The organism is Saccharibacillus qingshengii (genome assembly GCF_013185195.1).
Taxonomy (GTDB): Bacteria; Bacillota; Bacilli; order Paenibacillales; family Paenibacillaceae; genus Saccharibacillus; species Saccharibacillus qingshengii.
This window is the reverse complement of sequence record NZ_JAAZWC010000012.1, coordinates 104,833-124,922: the sequence shown is the minus strand read 5'-3', so window position 1 is coordinate 124,922 and position 20,090 is coordinate 104,833. Positions and strand designations below refer to the sequence as shown.

General features: G+C 57.6%; 14 protein-coding genes. 13 read left to right on the top strand and 1 reads right to left on the bottom strand.

Features of this window, described 5'->3' with window-relative positions; all coding sequences use genetic code 11:
- Positions 1-45 precede the first annotated feature (45 nt).
- Positions 46-1,254 carry an S-layer homology domain-containing protein gene (locus tag HRQ60_RS12465; protein WP_172196152.1) on the top strand — a complete coding sequence of 403 codons (1,209 nt, stop codon included), beginning with the start codon at positions 46-48 and terminating at the stop codon, positions 1,252-1,254.
- On the top strand, positions 1,254-4,724 hold the full coding sequence (locus HRQ60_RS12460) for a DUF5704 domain-containing protein (RefSeq protein ID WP_172196151.1): 3,471 nt from the start codon (positions 1,254-1,256) through the stop codon (positions 4,722-4,724). The genes HRQ60_RS12465 and HRQ60_RS12460 overlap by 1 nt, the downstream gene beginning before the upstream one ends.
- Positions 4,725-4,857: 133 nt before the next feature.
- Here HRQ60_RS12460 and HRQ60_RS12455 read toward each other — a convergent pair whose 3' ends face one another.
- Entirely contained in the window at positions 4,858-5,985 is a 1,128-nt protein-coding gene (locus HRQ60_RS12455; RefSeq protein ID WP_246281292.1) for a glycoside hydrolase family 88/105 protein, read from the bottom strand.
- A 187-nt stretch (positions 5,986-6,172) separates the two neighbouring features.
- On the opposite strand from HRQ60_RS12455, the gene HRQ60_RS12450 reads away from it, so the two are divergent.
- The 11 genes from HRQ60_RS12450 to HRQ60_RS12400 all read left to right on the top strand — a co-directional run bounded on the left by HRQ60_RS12450 (position 6,173) and on the right by HRQ60_RS12400 (position 19,941).
- Positions 6,173-7,009: a helix-turn-helix domain-containing protein gene (locus tag HRQ60_RS12450; RefSeq protein ID WP_172196150.1), complete on the top strand. Its 837-nt coding sequence runs from the start codon at positions 6,173-6,175 to the stop codon at positions 7,007-7,009.
- A gap of 111 nt (positions 7,010-7,120) precedes the next feature.
- Entirely contained in the window at positions 7,121-7,285 is a 165-nt protein-coding gene (locus HRQ60_RS12445) for a hypothetical protein (protein WP_172196149.1), read from the top strand.
- A gap of 45 nt (positions 7,286-7,330) precedes the next feature.
- The gene (locus HRQ60_RS12440) at positions 7,331-7,651 is read left to right on the top strand and encodes an iron-sulfur cluster biosynthesis family protein (RefSeq protein WP_172196148.1); all 321 of its coding nucleotides are present in this window, start codon (positions 7,331-7,333) and stop codon (positions 7,649-7,651) included.
- A gap of 232 nt (positions 7,652-7,883) precedes the next feature.
- Positions 7,884-10,148 carry an AraC family transcriptional regulator gene (locus HRQ60_RS12435; RefSeq protein ID WP_172196147.1) on the top strand — a complete coding sequence of 755 codons (2,265 nt, stop codon included), beginning with the start codon at positions 7,884-7,886 and terminating at the stop codon, positions 10,146-10,148.
- A gap of 189 nt (positions 10,149-10,337) precedes the next feature.
- Positions 10,338-11,300: an ABC transporter permease gene (locus HRQ60_RS12430; protein WP_172196146.1), complete on the top strand. Its 963-nt coding sequence runs from the start codon at positions 10,338-10,340 to the stop codon at positions 11,298-11,300.
- A gap of 42 nt (positions 11,301-11,342) precedes the next feature.
- Positions 11,343-12,239 (top strand): carbohydrate ABC transporter permease, encoded by an 897-nt coding sequence (locus tag HRQ60_RS12425; protein WP_172196145.1) that lies wholly within the window; start codon positions 11,343-11,345, stop codon positions 12,237-12,239.
- A gap of 37 nt (positions 12,240-12,276) precedes the next feature.
- A complete protein-coding gene (locus HRQ60_RS12420) occupies positions 12,277-13,902 on the top strand; it encodes a type 2 periplasmic-binding domain-containing protein (RefSeq protein ID WP_172196144.1) in 1,626 nt (541 codons plus the stop codon).
- 357 nt (positions 13,903-14,259) lie between these two features.
- Positions 14,260-15,099 carry a LamB/YcsF family protein gene (locus HRQ60_RS12415; protein ID WP_172196143.1) on the top strand — a complete coding sequence of 280 codons (840 nt, stop codon included), beginning with the start codon at positions 14,260-14,262 and terminating at the stop codon, positions 15,097-15,099.
- A gap of 142 nt (positions 15,100-15,241) precedes the next feature.
- Complete coding sequence (gene pxpB, locus HRQ60_RS24015; RefSeq protein WP_343044681.1) at positions 15,242-17,263, top strand: 5-oxoprolinase subunit PxpB; 2,022 nt, start codon at positions 15,242-15,244, stop codon at positions 17,261-17,263.
- A gap of 80 nt (positions 17,264-17,343) precedes the next feature.
- The gene (locus HRQ60_RS12405) at positions 17,344-19,032 is read left to right on the top strand and encodes a right-handed parallel beta-helix repeat-containing protein (RefSeq protein ID WP_172196142.1); all 1,689 of its coding nucleotides are present in this window, start codon (positions 17,344-17,346) and stop codon (positions 19,030-19,032) included.
- Between the two features lie 225 nt (positions 19,033-19,257).
- Positions 19,258-19,941 (top strand): methyl-accepting chemotaxis protein, encoded by a 684-nt coding sequence (locus HRQ60_RS12400; RefSeq protein ID WP_172196141.1) that lies wholly within the window; start codon positions 19,258-19,260, stop codon positions 19,939-19,941.
- The last annotated feature ends 149 nt before the right edge of the window (positions 19,942-20,090 follow it).

The window sequence follows — 20,090 nt, the reverse complement described above, 5'->3', positions numbered from 1 at the left end:
TTGTTAGGATTATGGAAAATAAACCGGAAAGAGGAGTGTGGAAAGGTGAAAAAAGGATTGGGAAAATGGCTGGGTCTCGCGCTTGCCGTGAGTATAGCCGCAGCGGGAGTCGGGAATGGGCCGCCAAGCGCGCACGCCGCCGCGGCCCAGTTCTCCGACGTGAAAGCTTCGCACTGGGCAATCGGCGCGATCAACAAAGCCGTCGCCAAAGGCTACGTCGACGGCTACACCAACGGCATGTTCAAACCGGATGCGTCCGTCACGCGCGCCGAGTTCGTGAAGATGGTCGTCGTGGCCATGAAGCTGGATACGGCGCCGGCAGGTGGTAAATGGTACGCCGAGTACGTCAACGCCGCGAGTACGGCCGGCCTGTACGCCCGCGATGACTTTGCGAACAACGAAGCGGCTTGGACGAAAGTCATGACCCGCGAAGAAATGGCCCGCGTGGCGGCCCGTGCGATCGGCGAGAAAACAAGCGAAAACGACAAATGGATGTACCTTGCTACCAAAACCGGCCTGATCCAAGGCGTCGGTAAAGGCCAGATCGCACCCGCAGGTCTCACGACCCGTGCGCAGTCCGTGGTCATCATCGAGCGGATCTTGAAGGCGAAAGCTGGCGGTGAACTCGACACGGATCAGTACGCAACAGCCGAAGCGGAAATCCTTTGGCACGGCACCAACATCTTCACCGTGATGCCAGAAATGTTCGTGACCCCGGAATCCGACTGGAAAAACAAAGGCAAGTCGTCGGTGGAAGAAATGTGGAATGAAAAGAACATGACGATCACGTCGAAAGACGGGTTGTATCAAGCGAAGCTTGAGGCGCTGATCGCGATCGACATGGCGGATGCGAATGATCCGAACAGGTCGCTGCTGGGCGATATCGATACGCTAAGATGGCACAACGGCGACGAAATGATGCGTAACCCAGTCAAAGGAAACACCAACGCCTACGTGATGTACTTCAAAAGTAAGCAGGTGTTTAACAAAGATACAAAAAACTATTTGAACCGCCCGTTTGCGCAGTTCAGTGTCCGTGGATTTACGAGTAATAACACGGCTGCACAAATCGCAGGTAAACTCAATCGGGCATCTGACATCTATCGAAATGTGCGCGGCGATGTTCCTGCCATCATCATGCCAAAAAGTGGAACCATTCAAGGACTGTTCGATATCTCAATCACGCTGCAAACCCCAACGAGCGGGTCACGGTTTAGTGAGAATGATATACTCAGACTGCGAGGACTCAACTAATGGAAAAAAACCGACAACGAAAGAAACGAATCACGCTTGTCGGACTCAGCACCCTGCTCCTTGCGAGCAGCGTGCTGGGTGTTTTTTTTCCACTCCAAGGGGAGATCGAAGCCGCTCCGATTAAAAAGGTCATCACTTACGCCGGCGGGGAGGATGCCCCGAGGATTCACCCCAATCGGCGCACTGTCGCTTTTGGTAAAACACCTACGGCCACAACCGCTCGAATCAGTGAAGATGCCGGCTCCGGAAAAAAGATTGAAAAAATCGTATTTTATAAAGGAAACGAAGCCGTCAAAACAATCCCGGTCGATGCCCAAACCTACACCGGAACCGAAACCTTCACCGGTACAGCCGTCGAAGTCCTATCCGAAAGGAACGGTACCAAAGCTGGATCATGGTTTGCATGGAACCGAACGATCCGTGAAGGATGGAAAGCCGGCCAAAGTGATTCATGGGATGATGTAGGTCCATCAAGCGTAGCACCCAGATCAGAAGGACCCATCACAACCCCAAGTCCGCTGACTACGGCTACGTATACCACAGCTCCCGGTAGAGTAGCACAATTATCCGTCCAATATGGTATCACAGAACCCTTTAGAGGGATCGATACGTTTACGGATTTGACCTTCCCATTGTATATGATCGACAATCGATCAAACATCGTACAACAAAAAAACAAACAACTACCTAGAGATGGCGCCAAAGTTGAAATCAATGAAGACCAAGTGGTCACGAATAAAACGTTAGAGATTTCAGGTAAAGCACTCAAAGACCAAATTAGTATTGTATCGTTGTTAGTTGGGTTACAGCCCGGACAAACTGAAGCTGGACCTACTCGCGACCTAAATTATGCAACCATCACATTCAAACAACAACATAGCGATAGAGGCGCTGATCGCTACTACGTCGAAAAGAACGATGACGGTTCTATGAAACCCTATAGTGGTAATCCGGCAAACGCCCAAATCATGGCGTTTTACTATGCCGCATATCTATTCAACGCCGCATCCTTCACCTACCAATATCCGGACCGGTACTGGGTGTATACCGAAAACGGACAACCCGAAGAAGGCGGGTCATCCGGATTTTGTAACATACGAGACGGACGCACGATTGAAGGGGATGCGACCGGTATGCAGCCCACCCCAAGTGCCGTGATCAAAGCGGATCAGCGCGACCGAGAAATCTTCGACGTGCTGCAAGGCATCCCCACTTCGGAAAGCTTGTACGGCAATGTCCTTGCGAAAAACTATTTGAACCAGTACAAATTCCAAGAACATCTTGTGACCTGTATCTATGATGTCGATGTCACGCAGCCCTACCTGCTCAAATGGGACCCCGGTCAGCCGAATCCAGCCGACCCGCCGGTTCCGGCACGGATTCCCGATCCGCAAGAAGAAGAGGATTCGGAAATCTATCCGATTCATACCGAACGATATTTCAAATATTGGACGGTTGAAAACTTAGGTATTTATGAAATCGAAAGTGCCCAGCTCCAAAACTATGCGTTTGAAGGCGAAAATATCACGATCTACCCCCAAGGGTATGTCCCGCCGACACTTGTTGTCGACAAGAATGGCGACTATATCGCACCCGAAGTCCCCGATGCGTTTACCGCACCGAATGTTATAACGGTTACCGGTGGTACGACCAGACCGGCAAAAACCAATGATATTGACGTTGCTCAAGGGTATGTTGAAGAGAAGATCGGACAAATTAAAGGCCGAAACGATAAAGTCGTATTCAACGGACAAGTCATTATGGATGACCGGGAAGTCGAGCGAGAAACGCCTGTTCCGAGCCGGATTCCAAACGGGACGATGATCAGCCGTGACGTTTTGTATAGTCCCGATCATATGATCCCACGAAGTAAAACCAACCGAATGGCTGCGCCAAGTATGGGCACCGTCACGTACAGTGGCCTTGACGCCAACTACGAGGCCGAAGACGGCGATACGTACCCGATTGGCGGCATTAACCCCGTCACGGTCCATACGCCCGTGGTGAACTACTCTAGCGCCTCTGACGATGCGGCGCATAACCAGAAGACGACACCGAATTACAATCGTCAAGCGTTCATCTTGGATCGACCATTTACCATCACGATGCCGACAAGCGGACAGCATCAAAGTTATCCGGGTTACGGCAACCGAGATTACGCCAAGTATTATCGGAGTAAAGAAGTCTACTTCCCGTTTGATACGTACGCGGCAGATCGCTCGACCTTCTATCCGAAAAACACATGGATTCCGATTCCGGTGAGTCAAATCACGACCGAATTCTTCTTGCCCGTGTGGGTCGATGAAGGTGATTATACGGTTTATTACCGAAACGTTGCCGAGAACGCACCGGGCGTAGCCCCAACCCAGCAGGATGCGAACTTTGATCTAAACAATCACGTGGCATCCGATACGGTGGACGTCGAAGTCATTGGGCGTCTGTATGATTTCCATATCACAGACATCGCCGACTACAACTGGGAAATGGTATTCCGCACCCAATCCGGCAGTCAAAATCCTAGCGGAAATAGCTACTGGACAGGACTAAACGGAATTGACGGCGACCCTCGCGGGAATGCCCAGCCGTTCACGCTGCCGATCCTGCCGGGCAAGAACCCGCTCGAAGGGACCAAGAACGTGAGTATCAAGACCGGCTATCATGTAAAGTTCGACCTGAAGACCAAAGGCAACATGTTCGGCAAGACAGACGGTCTGCGCATCACGCCAAGCTTCGCTTTCGTGAGCCGAGACGGCAAAACGAAAACCCCGGTCGATCTGTATTACAACGACGACCACCGAACGTTCATTAAGGTGGGGTCGCCCGAAGATACGGAAGAACGCTACGTTATCTTGAACGATCGTCTGCGAAACGTACCGGAAGAAGAACTGAGCGATACCGCGCGGTACAAGTACGACAATTACTACGGCTTCGCCGAGATGAACGGCGTCAGCAGGGAATTGTTCATCACGGATTACATCCGCCGCTTCACCAAAGAAAAGACTCCGGTCGGCGGATTCGATCTGATGCTGCTTCCGGAACAGATCCGCACCCTGATCGGGCCCAAAACCCAAATCCCGGCCGGCGTAGATAACGCCCGCGCCAATGCCGCGATCCAGAAATGGTACGGCCAGTATTCCCTGCCGGGTGATCCGTATGTCGTCGTAAAAGGAACCGATCTTCCCGAATACGCACGGACCCACGGCGGACTCACCAAACGCGACCCGGTATTCCTCAAAGACGGTTACGTTATCTTGAACTTCGACATCGAGAGTATCCGCTTGGGCCATACCGGCGCGCCGCACCTGCAGTACATCCATGCACCGCTGATGAATCAGTGGAGCCTGGAAGGATACAAGCGCAGCGTGCAGGATTCATGGGGGAATTCCTTCAGTCTGCAGGATGGCGATATCGCCTTTTTCCACGCCGACAAGTCGTACAAAGACGATTTCGAGTCGCAGGTGACGCATTGATCGGCCGCATTAACGTTAAGCCAACCAATCGCATAGATCGAGTCCGGACCTTTCGCGAATGGAAAGTCCTTTTTGCGTTGAAAGGCTTCGCTCCCTAACCGGGAACGAAGCCTTTTTTGGGTGATCCGGACAGCTAGGGTTCCACGACGGTTGAAGCGGAAGGTTCCGGATTCGTCTGATTTGTCTGCGTCTGCGTCTGTACCCGCTCGTCCGCCGCTGCCCGGCGCTCTTCGACCTGCCGATCTTCCAGTGCCGCCGTCAGCAGAGCGAGTGCCAAGCCCTGCCCCCAGCCCTGCGCCCATTTACGGTCGATGCCGAGATAGCCTTCGATATCGTTCATGACCGCGGTACCGCCGGAGACGTTCATGACGCGGCCGGTGTCCGAGATATTGGCTATCACGCCGTCCAGCGCTTGGCGTACGTATTTGCCATGCAGCGGGTTGCCCTGCACGATCATCGCGGCGGCGATTCCCGCGGTTGCGGATACTTCGCCGTAAGCGTCCGGGTGATCGAGGATCGTGCCCCAGAGGCCGTCGTTTTTTTGCAGCTTCTTGATCGCGGCCAGCTGATCGCGCAGCGAGCTCCAGATATGCATCATCGGCGGATAGAGATAGGCTTCGGGCAGTCCGTGCGCCGCGCGGGCCATCGTGTACGCTCCCCAGGCATTGGCGCGGGCCCAGTGCAGACCGGACATGTGATTCTGCTTGACGTTGTTATAGCCGTGGTACCACAGTCCCGAATCTTCATCCTGCAAATAGTTGATATGCCAGAAATACTGGTGCAGCGCATCGTCGATCAGGTCTTTGCGATCCAGCATGACTCCCGCACGCAGCAGGAAGTAGGCGGCCATAAACAGCGTGTCGGCCCAGGCCTGTTCGGGGAAGTCGTTTTTGGCCGATACCGTATGCTGAAGCACCCGATCTCCGAAACGCAGCGCGTCGCGCTCCAGGTATTCGATTTTGCTCAGGATCAGATCGAGGTACTTCGGCTCTTTCGTCTCGGCGTACAGCGTCAGCAGCATATGGCCCATCGCGCAGGCATTAACCGTCCAGACCGGCGGCAGGCCCGCTTCGATGTATTCGTCTACCCAGGCCACCATACGCTCCAGATAGATCTTATTGCCCGTCGCTTCGTACGCCCGGCTGACGCCGTAATAAGCGACGCCGCACGGCCAGTCCCAGGTCAGATCCATATCGAGGGTGTACTCCGTTACGCGTTCGATCAGCTGCTTCAAGTCTTCGGTCGAGGTATGCAGTTTCATCCGTTTCGCTCCGTTTTCGTTGGATTTAGGATCATGCTGTGTATTTGTGTAAGCGTTCTATATCCGTATCCTAGCATGATGAACTGTACATATTTTGCCCGAATTTGCGATTTCCTCTCGGATCTTGCGATCCTGCGCTGCACCTATATAATGAGAGAAAAGTCCGGAACGCCGAAGGAGGCCAAGCATGGAAGAACTGTATTACGACAACGGTAACGAGACGTTTCTGGTGCATTATCGCAGCGGGCCGAGCTACCGGATGACGACGAGCCATTTTCATGCGACGTACGAGTTTTTCTACATGATGGACGGGCAGCGGAAGTTTTTTATCAAAGACCGTACGCTGCTGATCGAAGCGGGGGATATCGTCGTCGTTGCGCCGAATGTGCTCCATCGGACCACCCAGGCACAGACGCCGGATTACGAGCGCTTGGTGGTCAATGTGCATGAGCGGTATCTGAGCGCCGATGGAGCTGCCCGAACCGAAGGGCTGCGACCGCTGTTCGAGCGGGATTACCTGCTGTTGAAAAAAGGCACGTACGCTTCCGCCGCGATCGATACGCTGGCGGAGCAGATGATCCGCGAGGTGCAGGAGAAGCGGCCGGGATACGAAGATTACGCGCGGACGCTGACGATCCAACTGCTGATCTCCTGCTGCCGCCAGCTTCCGGTGCAGACCGGAGAGCCGCCTGCGGCGTCGAACCCGATGCACGAGCGGATTTTCGAAGTGGTGCGGGATATCAACGAACGTTATATGGAGGAGCTGACGCTGGAACGCCTGGCGGAGCGCCATTATGTCAGCCCGTATGCGATCAGCCGCTCGTTCAAGGAAGCGACGGGCTTTACGTTTGTGGAGTACGTGAACAGCGTCCGGGTCAAAGAAGCGATCGCGCTGCTGCTGGGCTCCCCGCTAAAAGTCAATGTCATTGCGCGGAGAGTGGGCTTCGGGAGCGTGACGCATTTCGGGCGGGTGTTCAAGGAAGTGACGGGGAAGGCGCCGCTTTTTTATCGGAAAAAAGGGTAAAGCTCCATAAGAAACCGCCGCCGGATCGATAACTTTTCACGCCTCCGCCGGAAGCACGGGAAGGGGTCTCGTTCGGGGACCGGCTGCCTTACGCAAACGGGGACCGGAGCGGTGAACGCGGCAGAAGCGCACTACGGAGCGGAGTTGGCCGCCCCGGCGCTTCCCGGCTCCGATCCCGTATCGACCGAACGCGAATCCTATGTTCCCGGCGCAAGCGTGGAAGATTTCAAAGCAAAAATCCGAAGTCTTCACGCTTCCGTGATTCCAAACACCTGACACCTCTCTCCAAAACGGGTAAAGTAAAAGCAGGAGGGATCAATCATGCGTATACAAATGGACGACTACACCACAGGCAAACTTCAGGAGAAGCTCGGCGGCCGCCCCGGCAGTCTCCGGCTGATCTACGATACGATCAACTGCGGCTGCAACGGCATAGTCACGATCCAGATCGCGGACAAGCCGTGGGATACCGACGTCAAGGTCGAAGCGGATTCGTTCGAATTCTGGACGGATCGCCAGCAGGAGCAGCAGTTTGATCCGGTTATGAAGCTTGAAGCGGATCGCGGCTACCCTTCGTTCAAGCTCTCCAGCGACGGAGCGGTATTCAGCCGGGATCTGCGAATAGCGGATATGCGGGCGTAATCCGAACAAGAAAAGACCGTTAGACGCAGGATCGATGCGGCTAGCGGTCTTTTTTGTAGGCAAAAATCTTCGAAAGACGCAAGAAACCCAATAAATAAAGGTTTAATCCGTGGACAAACCAGAGTTCGATAAATTAATATATGAGGGAGTCATTAACAAATTTAAACTTGTAAGCGTTACCAAATAGTTAATTTCCGGTCGATTTTGGCCCGAAAAGAGTGGAGGGGTTAACTTGAAACGTTTCCCGATGACGCTGCAGCTGGCCTGCATTTTGTTCATCGTCATGGTCATCCCGGCCAGTATTCTGACGTGGTACAGCGGCGAACAGAGCCTGCGAAGCTCGCAGCGGGAGATCGCGGAGTCTTCGCTGGCCGAGCTGGTCGCCGGACGCCGGCTGAACGAGAGCGCGCTCAACAGCCTGTCGCAGGATACGGTCCGCTTGTCCGCTACCGGCACATTCGACCGGATTCGTCCGTTCCCGACTTATGACGATCTGAGCGCGGATTACGGCAATATCAGCCGCGCGATGGCGGTGATGCGCGAGCTGACGAACCTGAACCGGAGAGCGGAAGGGGTCTATTCGTCCTTTTTCTATCTGGAGGATTCGGATTACGTGGTCTCGACGGACAAGAGCATTACCCCGCTGAGCCGGTACGAGCCGATCGATTGGGTGGAGGATGCGCTCAAAGACCAGCAGGGAATCGGGGGAGTCTGGTATGCGCGCACGCTGCAGTCCGGCATCCCGGTCGTCTCGTACGTGCTGCCGCTCAGCCGGCTGTCGACGACAACAAGAGGCATGATCGTCGTCAATCTGCGGGAAAGCCAGCTTGAAGACTACCTGTCTTCATCCAACGCGGCCAATACCGATTACGCCCTGATCGACGGCAGCGGTACAGTCATCTCGAACGGAGACAAGAGCCTGCTGCTGACGGGTGCCGACGAACTGCCTTTCTACAAGGAGCTTCGCGGCGAACCGGCCAAGGAAGGGTATGCTTTTCGAAAAACGGCCGACGGCGAACGGGTACTGTACGCCTGGACGCATTCGGAACCGTTTGGCTGGACGCATCTGAATACCTATTCCGTACAGGAGATGCTGACCCGGACGCACGCCCAGCAGCGGGGCATTATTCTGCTGACCGTGGTCGTGATCTTCATCGGCACGTTTGCGACGCTGTTTCTGGCTGCCTGGGTGTCCCGGCCTGCGCGCGAGCTGGTCCGGCAGTTCAATCTGCGCGGCTATCTGGATCTGCCCGGGCAGAACGAATTCGCTTTTCTCGATACGGCGTTTCGCCGGATGCAAGATGAAGAATCCAAGCTGCACGGGCTGCTGCGCGAACGCGAACGCGACGCGCGCAGCCTGACGGTGCAGCGGCTGCTCCGGGGCGAAGCGCACGGTCCGCTGGACGATATTTTTCCGTATCCGCAGTTTGTCGTAGCCTCGATTTCGATCGACGGGTATCGAAAATACGTCAGCAAGCACAATTCGGAGACGCGCAGCTACCATCGCCATCTGCTGTCCGCCGCCTGCGACGTTCTATTTGAAGACGGTCCGGCCGCGCATTTCCTGTACCGGGGCGACGGGTATTTTGCACTCGTTCTTAACGATCGCGAAGAAGGCGGCGGCCGCGGCGGACTTCACTCCAAGCTGGAGTCTATTCAAGGCAAAGCGGAAGAGCTGCTCGGTCATACGGTTACGATCGGCGTGAGCGGACGGGCCGAGTCTTCGGCGCGCGTTCCCGAGCTGGCCGCCGAAGCGCTGGAAGCCGTGAAGCACCGGATGATCGCGGGCAGCGGAGGCATTCATTACGGCTGTGCGGAAGAACGCCGCGACCACAAATATATGTATCCCGAGTGCAGCGAGCGCCGCATTCTCAATTTCCTGGACGACGGACAGCCGGAGCGGATCGAAGCGGAGCTTGAGCGGATCGCGGAAGAAATCCGGGCGGCCGATTATATTTCCCACGACAATATCCTGTTCATCTACAACCAGCTGGTCGGCGTGACGATCAAACATCTTCAGGAAAGCGGCAGCCAGGCGGCCCGGGTTGTTGCCGGCCGCGGCAGCGTCTACTCGACGATCGCTTCTTTGGATACGCTGGACGATCTTCAGCAGTACGTGCGCGAATTCTATACGGGAATCGTACGGGCGAAGCGGCCGGAAGACGAAGAAACCGTATCGCACGGGGAACGGATCTCGGCTTACCTGCGGGAGCATTTCTGCGAGGAAGTGGTGTTCGAAGATATGGCGCGGGAGATCGGAATCAGCTACTCGTACATGCGCAGAATCGTGTATGAAGAAACGGGCGCCAGTCTGATCGATTCGCTCAACAAGCTGCGGATCGAGAAAGCGAAGCCGATGCTGCTCGAAGACGAGCGGACCATTACCGAGATTGCGGCGGCGGTCGGGTACGAGAACGCGCGCAGCTTCAACCGCTTTTTCCAGAAGTTCGAAGGCATGCCGCCGAGCGCGTACAAAAGCCGGAATCGGGTATCGTGAGGCAGACACCATTTTTGATCCGAATATCCAATATTGATCTTGAGCCCTACCAAGAACCCTATAACGGCGGGCTTGGAATCAAAAATGGCCCTTATCATCAACACTCGTCGTTTACCGATCCAAGGAGCGGGCGCTATGCTGGGCACATCTCCGGCGACGGATGGTAAAAAGCAGACGGGAGGTGACAACATGAAGGGAATCAGTATAGCCAAAACCAAAAATGAAACCGCTTTACTGAAAAAAGACCGCTACGGAATGCTCTACTATCTGCGGCGCGACTGGCAGCTGTACGTGCTTCTTATTCTTCCGCTGGCGCTGGTGCTTCTCTTCAAATACACGCCGCTTGCGGGTCTTGTACTAGCCTTCAAGGATTACAAGATCGCCAAGGGCTTTTGGGGAAGCGAATGGGTCGGGATGGAGGTCTTTCAGGAATTGTTCGCCAAGCCGGACTTTGCCCGGGCCGTACGCAATACGCTGCTGCTCAACATTATGGATCTGATCTTCAGCTTTACGGTGCCGATCTTCCTGGCGCTGCTGCTGCACGAGGTCAAGAACGTCCTGTTCAAGCGGGTCAATCAGACGCTGCTGTATCTGCCGCATTTTCTGTCTTGGGTCATCGTGGGAGCGATGGCGTACCAACTGCTCGGCGAAGGCAACGGCATGATCAACAATCTGATCGTGACGCTGGGCGGAGACCGGATTCCGTTCCTGCAGGAAGACATGAACTGGCTGATCAGCTATCTGGCGATCGGCATCTGGCAGAGTATGGGCTGGGGCACGATCATCTATCTCGCCGCGATGAGCAGTATCAATCCGGAAATGTACGAAGCGGCCACCGTCGACGGCGCAAACCGCTGGCGCAAAATGTGGAACATCACGCTGCCTTCGATCCGGCCGACCATCGTGACTCTGCTGATCATGAGTCTGGGCGGCGTCATGGGCGGTTCGTTCGAACGGATCTTCTCGCTCCTGAACCGGGCCACGACCGAATTTACGACCACGATCCCGGTACTGGTGTACCGCTGGGGGATCGAGGGCGGAGACATCAGCCGCGCAACCGCGCTGGGACTGTTCCAGGCGCTGATCGGATTGGTGCTTGTGCTGACGGCCGACCGGGTCGCCAAGAAAATGGGCGAAGACGGATTGCTGTAGTCGCAGACATCCGAATCTACCTTCAAAGAAAGGAGCAACACGATGAAAGCCGCAAAATCCCTTCCGGTCGGCAGCAAAAAAAGCTTCGATGTCTGGGGATTTGTGATCCACGCCTTGTTGGTGGTCATTTCCCTTGTCTGTCTGCTGCCTTATATGCATATCGTCGCCAAGTCGTTCAGTGAAGATGCTTACGTCATCGCGAACAAAGTCTTCCTGCTGCCCAAAGGATTCTCGATCGAGGCGTACGCCAAGATTTTCGCCGATGCCAGCATTCTTCGCTCGCTCTACGTCTCGGTGATCGTCACCGTTCTGTTCACCATCCTCGGGATGGTCGTCACGGTGTGCGCGGCGTATCCGCTGTCCCGCAGACAGCTCAAAGGCCGCTCGACCCTGACCTTCATCTTCTTGTTCACGATGTACTTCAGCGGCGGGATCATTCCCGAATACATGCTGATCAACAATCTGGGTATGCTCGATACGATGTGGTCGCTAGTGCTGCCGCTGTCGTTCAGCGCCTTCAATCTGTTGATCATGAAAACGACGTTCACCCACAGCGTGCCGGTCAGCCTGGAGGAATCCGCGCGGATCGACGGAGCCGGACACTTCCGGATCCTCTGGAGTATCGTGCTGCCTCTGTCCAAGCCGATTCTGGCCACCTTGTCGCTCTTCTACGCGGTCGGGCGCTGGAACGCTTACCAGGACGCGCTGTTCTATATCAAACATAATGTCGATCTGCGCCCGCTGCAGTTGAAACTGTATTATCTGATCGTCCAGGCGACCGAGAGCTTCCAGCTTGAGGCGACCGAAGTGACACTGAGCAATCCCGAAGTCATGAAAGCGGCGGTGGTCGTATTCGCGACGATTCCGATCATCTGTATCTATCCGTTCGTGCAGAAGTATTTCGTTCAGGGCACCATGTTGGGCGCGGTCAAAGAGTAGGGATAACTTTTTGAAGAAAAATGGAGGGGGTCTGGCGATGAATCGAAAGAAAAGAAAAGCTTCGCTGTTCGTGACGGGTCTTGCGCTGGTCGGGCTGTTGGCGGGATGTACGGGAGGCGGCGGTAAGGAAGCGGCGAGTTCTCCGGCTGCGGAGACACCGGCCGAAGGGTTCGCGGATTATTCCAAAGGTTTCCCCGAGAAAGTCAGTCTGGATATCCCCGTCTACGAGCGCGCTTTTGAAGGATGGAACGTAACCGACAACTTCTATACCCGCTGGATCCAAAAGGAATTCGGCGACAAGTATAATGTAAGCGTTAACTTTGTGCCAATTACCCGCAGCAGCGAAGTGACGGATTTCGAGCAGCTGCTGGCTTCGCACAAAGCGCCGGATATCATTTTCCACTACGATATGCCCCAAGCGCTTGCTTATTACGGCGAAGAAGTGCTCCAGGAGCTGAACCATGAAGAAGTGGAGCATTACGCCCCGACTTATTGGAAGAACATGGGGGAGACGATCAAGCAGTACGGCACCATCGACGAGAAGAACACCTTCGTCTTCGCTTCGCGTCCGAATGCGGACAACTTTACGAGCATCATCCGCAAAGACTGGGTCGAGCAGGTCGGAATGAAGATGGAAGATCTGACTTCGCTTGAAAAATACAACGAGATGCTGAAAAAGTGGAAAGAAGCAGGGCTCGGCACGACGGGCGGCAGCTTGATCCAGAACTCGTTCAACTACAATTATGCGTTCCGCGACTGGCCGTTCGACGAGAAATACCGGGCGCTGTACTCCGATCTGTCCGTAGCGGATTTTACGACGGCCGATACGGAGCGGTATCTGCGCAATCTGAACTACCAGTACAACAACGGCCTGATCGACCGCGAGTTCTATCTGCGCGACGACGATTCCAAGATCAAAGCGGAGTTCGTGGCGGGCAAAACGGGCACGTACGGCACGTATCTCACCAACAACACGGATGTGTTCGAAGCGACGCTGAAAAACAATCCGAAAGCCGAATTCGCCATTGTTCCTCCGTATGCGGGAGTACCGGAAGGCCTCGAGCCCCAAGGACGCGCCTACTGGCCGTTCGGCATGATCATGGGCATTAACTACGAATCGACCGACATGGAACGGGCGGCCGTATGGATGTACCTGGATTGGATGAGCCAACCGGAGAATCTGTTCCTGCTGCAGAACGGGGTCGAAGGCGAGAACTACAAGCTGGATGCGGAAGGCATCGCCGTACGCGATCCCGAGTTCAAAGGCGAATCCGTACTGGCGCAGAACAACAACAAAGACTATTGGGCGCTTGTGACCGAGACGGCGCAGTACCCGGATCCGGAAACGACGCTTGCGGCCAACAAACGGAACTGGTCGCCGCCGGGACACGAGTATCTGGTCGAAGACCTGGTCAAATATTATAATGAAGTCGAAGAATTCCGTACGCCGGATGCGCTGTACACGGTCGTGCTGGAGAACGTCAACGATTACAAAGCCGATCTCAACGTCCTGTTCCAGGAATTGTACCTCAAAGTCGCGCTGGCTCCGGAAGACCAGTTCGACAAGCTGTACGAGGAAGCGAAGCAGCAGTATCTGGACGCGGGCTATCAGGAGATTCTGGACGAGAAACAGGAAGCGATCGACGCGGGCAGCTATAAGTAAGGCGCGTTAACAGCCGGCAGCCTACAGCCAAAAGATGCATGTTTTCGCGCCGGATCTCTGCTCGGCTCCGTGCGCAGTTTGAAAGGCGATCGCCGGGAAAGCGAACGTTTCAATAATCAAAAGGAAGGCCCGGCCTCTCCATGTGCGACATGGACGGGGGCGGGCTTTTTGCCTGCCCAAAAGAAGATCTGCCGGCCGCCTGTTCGAACAGGCGTTGAGGAAGATTCGCCGTACGGTTATAATGGCGGTATTTCAAGGCCATGCTCCGCAGTCGGCATCCCGGCTCCACTGCTTCCCGCCAGACGAAGCCGGCCGAGGATAAGCAAACGGCGGGAACAGGAACAGGAGGACAAGAAGATGGACGAACGAGATCCCCTATTACGCGAAAAAAAAGCGGCCGGGCCGACACCGGACTGTCAAGAAGGTCGCCCGGCTGCCCGGATCGATCTGAATTGCGATCTCGGCGAGAGCTTCGGCGCCTATACGCTGGGGCGCGACGCCGAAATTCTGCCGTACGTCACGTCGGCCAATATCGCCTGCGGCTTCCATGCCGGCGATCCATCCGTCATGCGGCGGACGGTCCGGCTGGCGCTTGCGGCGGGCGCGGCGATCGGCGCCCACCCCGGACTGCCGGATCTGGCCGGCTTCGGCCGGCGGAACATGGACGTCACGGCGGACGAAGTCTACGCGATGACGGTGTACCAGATCGGCGCGCTCGAAGCGATCGTACGCGCCGAAGGCGGAACGCTGCGGCACGTGAAGCCGCACGGCGCGCTGTACAATATGGCCGCGGCCCGGGCGGATCTGGCGGAAGCAATCGCCGAAGCCGTATACCGGACGAACCCGGGCCTCACGCTGCTCGGCCTGGCCGGCGGCGAGTCGACCCGCGCCGCCGAACGGCTCGGGCTGCGAACCGCGCACGAAGCGTTCGCGGACCGCGGCTATCGCGCGGACGGCTCGCTCATGCCGCGCGGGCTTCCCGGCGCGCTGATCGGGGACGCCGGCATCGCGGCGGCCCGGGTTGTGCGCATGGCTCTCGAAGGGCGCGTCTCCACCCCGGAGGGAGAAGACGTGCCGCTGCGTGCCGATACCGTCTGCCTGCACGGTGACGGGGAACACGCTCTTGAATTTGCCCGCCGGATTCGGGCGGCCTGCGAAGGCGCCGGAATCGAAGTTCGGCCAGTGGGAGACGCTTAGAACAGCATGAACGGTGCAGGGAAAGACTGGCCGAAAATAATGGGATAAATCGGCTCATCGCGTCCCATAAGCGAGCAGGGGGCCGAATAGCTGCAGCAGGGGTAGGCGAATCGGACGGGAAGATGGGAAAGGGAGGCGGAGTATGGAGGGAAATCCGGAAAATGAATGTCTTGGACAGGAAGACGGCAAGCAGCAGGGCCAGTGCGGCGAGAGCACTCGGAGCTCCGGGAACAAGAAAGAACGCGTCTTGGAAATCGAGCCGCTGGGCGAAACGGCGCTCCGAATTGTGCTGGGAACGGAAATCGCTCCGGACGTACAGCGGGAAGTGCGGCGTGTGATGCGGCAGTTGGAAGACTCTCCGCTGCCGGGGATGATCGAAGCAGTGCCTTCGTTTGCGGCGGTGACCGTGTTCTATGATCCGCTGCACACGGCACAAGAACTTGGGGTGCCGGCACATATTCAGGGCAAGAGCAGGACTTCAAAAGCAGGAACGAAGCGGAAAAACTGGCTTTCCGTATTCGAACTTGCGGCTGATTGGCTGAGCCGTCTCTCCCTGACGGACATCGACGAAGAAGGTCTTCAGATTCGGACCGTCGATATTCCGGTGCGGTACGGCGGCGAATTTGGCCCGGATCTGGAATTCGTCGCGGCCCATAGCGGACTGACGACGGAAGAGGTCGTTCGTATTCATGCAGCGGGGGAGTATCCGGTATATATGATCGGATTCGCCCCCGGATTTCCTTATCTGGGCGGGATGGACGAGCGGATCGCCGCTCCGCGGCTCGATACGCCCCGAAAGGCCGTGCCGGCAGGAGCAGTCGGGATTGCGGGTGGGCAGACCGGGGTGTATCCGATATCGACACCGGGCGGCTGGCGGATTATCGGGCGGACCCCCACTGCCTTATTCCGACCGGAGCGTATGCCGCCGAGTCTGCTGCGGGCGGGCGACCGGGTCAGGTTCGTGCCGGTTACGGCGGAGGAATATGCGGATCTGGCGCTTGACGACAGCCTGCAAACGGTTCCCGATCCCAAATCCGGCACCGATCGTAAGCCGGCTTACACGCTGAAGGCAGCAGGCGAAAAGCCCGCCAGGGAGAGTCGTGAACAAGCAAAGACGAACGCTATTACCGTGCTGAAGCCCGGTCTGCTGACCACGCTTCAGGATCTCGGTCGTCCGGGTTATCAGCAGTACGGCGTAACGGCCGGCGGTGCCATGGACGGTTACGCGCTGCGCACCGCCAATCTGCTCGCGGGCAATGCCGAGAGCGAAGCTGCGCTCGAGATTACGCTTACCGGGCCCGGGCTCCGCTTCGAACGCGAGTCGCGGATCGCGCTGACCGGTGCGGATCTGGCGCCTTCGATCGGTGGCGAGCCGCTGCCGATGTGGCGGCCCGTCGTGGTGCGGGCCGGGGCCGTGCTGGAATTCGGCACGGCCGTGCAGGGCTGCCGCGCGTATCTCGCGCTGGCGGGAGGCTTCGGCGCGCCCGAGGAGATGGGCAGCCGAAGCACCGATCTTCGAGCCGGCCTGGGCGGGCTCGAAGGCCGCGCGCTGCGCGCGGGCGATGTCCTGCAGGTGCGGACATCGCCTGCCGCTGCGCGGTCCGCTTCGGGCGGGATTGTACCGCTGCGCGGAATCGGGCCCGAAGCGGACTTCGCCGCGGCGGCCTGGCACGTCGCACACGGCTACATCGCCGGCCTTGCGGATTGGGCCGGTTTCCCGGCAGCCGCTGCCGCTTCGTCTATCGCTGTTCGTTTTACCCGGGGGACGCATTTTGCCCGCTTTGACGAAGCCAGCCGCGCGGCGCTGCTCGACTCCGCTTTTGGTGTCACTCCGCAGTCCGACCGGATGGGCTGCCGACTGTCGGGTCCGGCGCTTGCCCTTGCGCATCCGCTGGAACTGATCTCCGAAGCGGTTGCCCCGGGTACCGTGCAGGTACCGCCGGACGGCGGACCTATCGTATTGACGGCCGACCGGCAGACAACGGGAGGATATCCGAGAATCGCGCAGATCGCCGCGGTCGATCTGCGCATCGTGGCCCAACTTCGCCCGGGGCAGACTATTCGCTTCGTCGAAATTTCGCTGGAAGAAGCGGAGCGGCTGTACATGGAGCGTGAGCGGGAATTGGAACGGCTTCGGATCGCGATCCGGCTGCGCAGCCGCTAATGAATGAAGCACGCGATCATGCCACCCTTTTTAATCAGGGAAGCCGTACGCGAAAACAAGACCATTCGAGGAGGAAGCCCATGCTGCCGAATATTTCAAAATCTTTGACTGCCGCCGCAAGCATTCTGCTGGCAGCGGCATCGCTCGCCGCCTGCACGGCGCCGTCTACCTCGGCTTCGGCGGTTGCCGCCGCCGCTCCGCCTGCCGCTGCGGGCTCCGCCGCCGCTCCGCCTGCCGCTGCGGGCTCCGCCGCCGCTCCGCCTGCCGCTGCCGCCTCCGTCGTATCCGCCGCCCAAGCGGACCCCGCCCCCTATTACTATGTCGCACCGGACGGCAGCGACAAGGACGGCACGGGCGCGAAGGCTCGCCCATGGAAGACCGTGCAGCGCGCCGCGGATGCCGCCATGAAGAGCGGCGGCACCGTGTATCTGCGCGGCGGCCTGTACAGCCAGCGGCTCAAGCTCGCCGGAGAACCGGGCGCGGCGGGCTCCGCCGCGCGCCTGACCGTCGCGAGCTATCCGTCGGAGACGGCGGTGCTCGACGGCACGAACCTGTCCGCTTCGGACAAGGGCAGCCTGATCGAGCTGGACGGGGCCAGCCGCGTAACGATCCGCGGCCTGGAGCTGCGCAATTACAAGACGTCCGCGTTGGACGTCGTGCCGATCGGCATCCATGTGCACGGAGCCGGCCGGGGCGTCCGGCTGCTGGATAACCGAATCCACGATATCGGCAGCACGGCTGTGCCTGCAGGCCGTGAACTTGCGGGCCGCGACGCGCACGGCATCGCGGTGTACGGCACGCAAGCGCCGGCTTCGATCTCCGATCTGACGATTGCCGGCAATGAACTGTACCGTCTGACGCTCGGCTCGAGCGAAGCGCTCGTGCTGAACGGCAACGTCGAACAATTCGTCGTGGAGAACAACTATGTCCATGACAACGACAATATCGGGATCGATGCGATCGGCTTCGAAGGCACGTCGCCGAAGACGAAATACGACCAGGCCCGTGACGGAGTGATCCGCGGCAATCTCGTCACCGGCAGCACTTCCGTCCGCAATCCTTCCTATGGCCGCCGCATCCCGAACGGCAGCCATTCGGCCGGCGGCATTTACGTCGACGGCGGACGGGATATCGTCATCGAGCACAATCGAACCGAACGCAACGATATCGGCATCGAGATTGCGTCGGAACACGCGGGCCGCTCGACTTCGGGCATCACCGTCCGCAGCAATGTCGTCGTCTATAATGCCATGACCGGGATTGCGCTCGGCGGCTACGACAAAGACCGCGGTTCCACGGCGGACAGTATCGTGACCGGCAACACGGTCGCTTACAACGATACGCTGGAATGGGGGACCGGCCAGCTGTATCTGCAATTCGACGTCAGGAACAATATCATCCGCAATAATATTTTCGCCGCGTCCGCTTCCGGAGCCCTGATTCTCAACGAGTATACCGAGAATGTCGGCAGCTTGGTCGACTACAATCTGTACTTTGCACCCAATGCCAAACAGGCGACCTGGACGTGGAAAAACAAAACGTACAAAAGCTTCGCCGCCTACGCCAAAGGTTCCCGGGGCGATACCCATTCGCTGTTTGCCGATCCGCTGTTCGCGGCGCCGGCTTCCGGCAGTTTCCGGCTGCAGGCCGGTTCTCCCGCTTCCTTGTCCGGCATCGCCGACCGCGTGCTGAGCGCCGCTCCGGATCCTGACGGACGCCCGCGTGGAGCCGGCGTCGGGGGACGTCCGAGCCGCGGCGCATACGAGTAACAAAGCCGCCTTGTCCCCGTTTGATTTGTCCGTTTGATGTGATCGATCTAACAAATCAAGGAAAAATCCTCCTAAGAAGGTGAACCTATGACAAAAGGAATCGATTCCCTGGATACATTGGCGGCGGTCATCCCTCTGCTCAAAGCGGCGATGCCGGTCGAAATATCCATTGCACTGTGCGACAAGGAGCAATTTACAGCCTATTAGCCGGGTACCCATATCGATTTGAAGATCAAGCCGGGTCAGCGGCTGCAGACGGGAGAACCGTTGATGCAGGCGATCCGGGAGGATCAGGCGCTGCGCGCGGAAGTGCCGGCCGAGTTTTACGGATTTGCTTTTACGGGTACGGCGACGCCGGTGAAGGATACGAGCGGCCGGGTAATCGGCGGCATTGCGGTTCAGGTGCGCCGGCACAGCGAACTGGTCGAGATTGCCGACCGGATCGCCGAGTCGCTATCGGGCGCCACCGAACGCATCTCGCATCTCGCGGCAGGATCGAATCACCTTGCGGACGTATCCGGTGAGCTGCTCGGATTGTCCCGGGAGGCGGAAGAAAATGCCCACGGCGCCGACGACGTGGTGCGGATGATCAAGGAAGTCGCGGACCAGACCCATATGCTCGGCATCAACGCGGCGATCGAAGCGGCGCATGCCGGGGAGAAAGGCGCGGGCTTTGGCATCGTCGCTTCCGAAATCCGCAAGCTGTCCGGACAGACGGTCACTTCGACGAACAGCATTCGGGACACGCTCGGCACGTTCAAAAAGCTGACGGCGCAGATGAGCGGTTCGGTAGAGCGTATTGCCGGCACGGGTCAGGATCAGGCGCAGTCGACCGAGCAGCTGTCCGCGATGATCGAAGAGATTCGCGAAATGGCGCTTAAGCTGAACGAATTTGCCAAGCAGCTGTAACCCTCTGTTCATGTCCCTATCTTTTCAGACAAAAAACTCCCGAAACGACGACGCTTGGGCATCGGTCGTTTCGGGAGTTTGGCGTACCGGGAACTGTGGCGGTTCTGCTCGGACAAGGCGATCGGGCCAGGCCTGACGGACAAAGCGCC

Excerpts from the sequence above, each read along its gene's own strand:
- HRQ60_RS12460 (WP_172196151.1), top strand. The coding sequence starts at position 1,254 with ATGGAAAAAAACCGACAACGAAAGAAACGAATCACGCTTGTCGGACTC.
- HRQ60_RS12455 (WP_246281292.1), bottom strand. The coding sequence starts at position 5,985 with ATGAAACTGCATACCTCGACCGAAGACTTGAAGCAGCTGATCGAACGC.
- HRQ60_RS12450 (WP_172196150.1), top strand. The coding sequence starts at position 6,173 with ATGGAAGAACTGTATTACGACAACGGTAACGAGACGTTTCTGGTGCAT.
- HRQ60_RS12440 (WP_172196148.1), top strand. The coding sequence starts at position 7,331 with ATGCGTATACAAATGGACGACTACACCACAGGCAAACTTCAGGAGAAG.
- HRQ60_RS12430 (WP_172196146.1), top strand. The coding sequence starts at position 10,338 with ATGAAGGGAATCAGTATAGCCAAAACCAAAAATGAAACCGCTTTACTG.
- HRQ60_RS12425 (WP_172196145.1), top strand. The coding sequence starts at position 11,343 with ATGAAAGCCGCAAAATCCCTTCCGGTCGGCAGCAAAAAAAGCTTCGAT.
- HRQ60_RS12420 (WP_172196144.1), top strand. The coding sequence starts at position 12,277 with ATGAATCGAAAGAAAAGAAAAGCTTCGCTGTTCGTGACGGGTCTTGCG.
- HRQ60_RS12415 (WP_172196143.1), top strand. The coding sequence starts at position 14,260 with ATGGACGAACGAGATCCCCTATTACGCGAAAAAAAAGCGGCCGGGCCG.
- pxpB (WP_343044681.1), top strand. The coding sequence starts at position 15,242 with ATGGAGGGAAATCCGGAAAATGAATGTCTTGGACAGGAAGACGGCAAG.
- HRQ60_RS12405 (WP_172196142.1), top strand. The coding sequence starts at position 17,344 with ATGCTGCCGAATATTTCAAAATCTTTGACTGCCGCCGCAAGCATTCTG.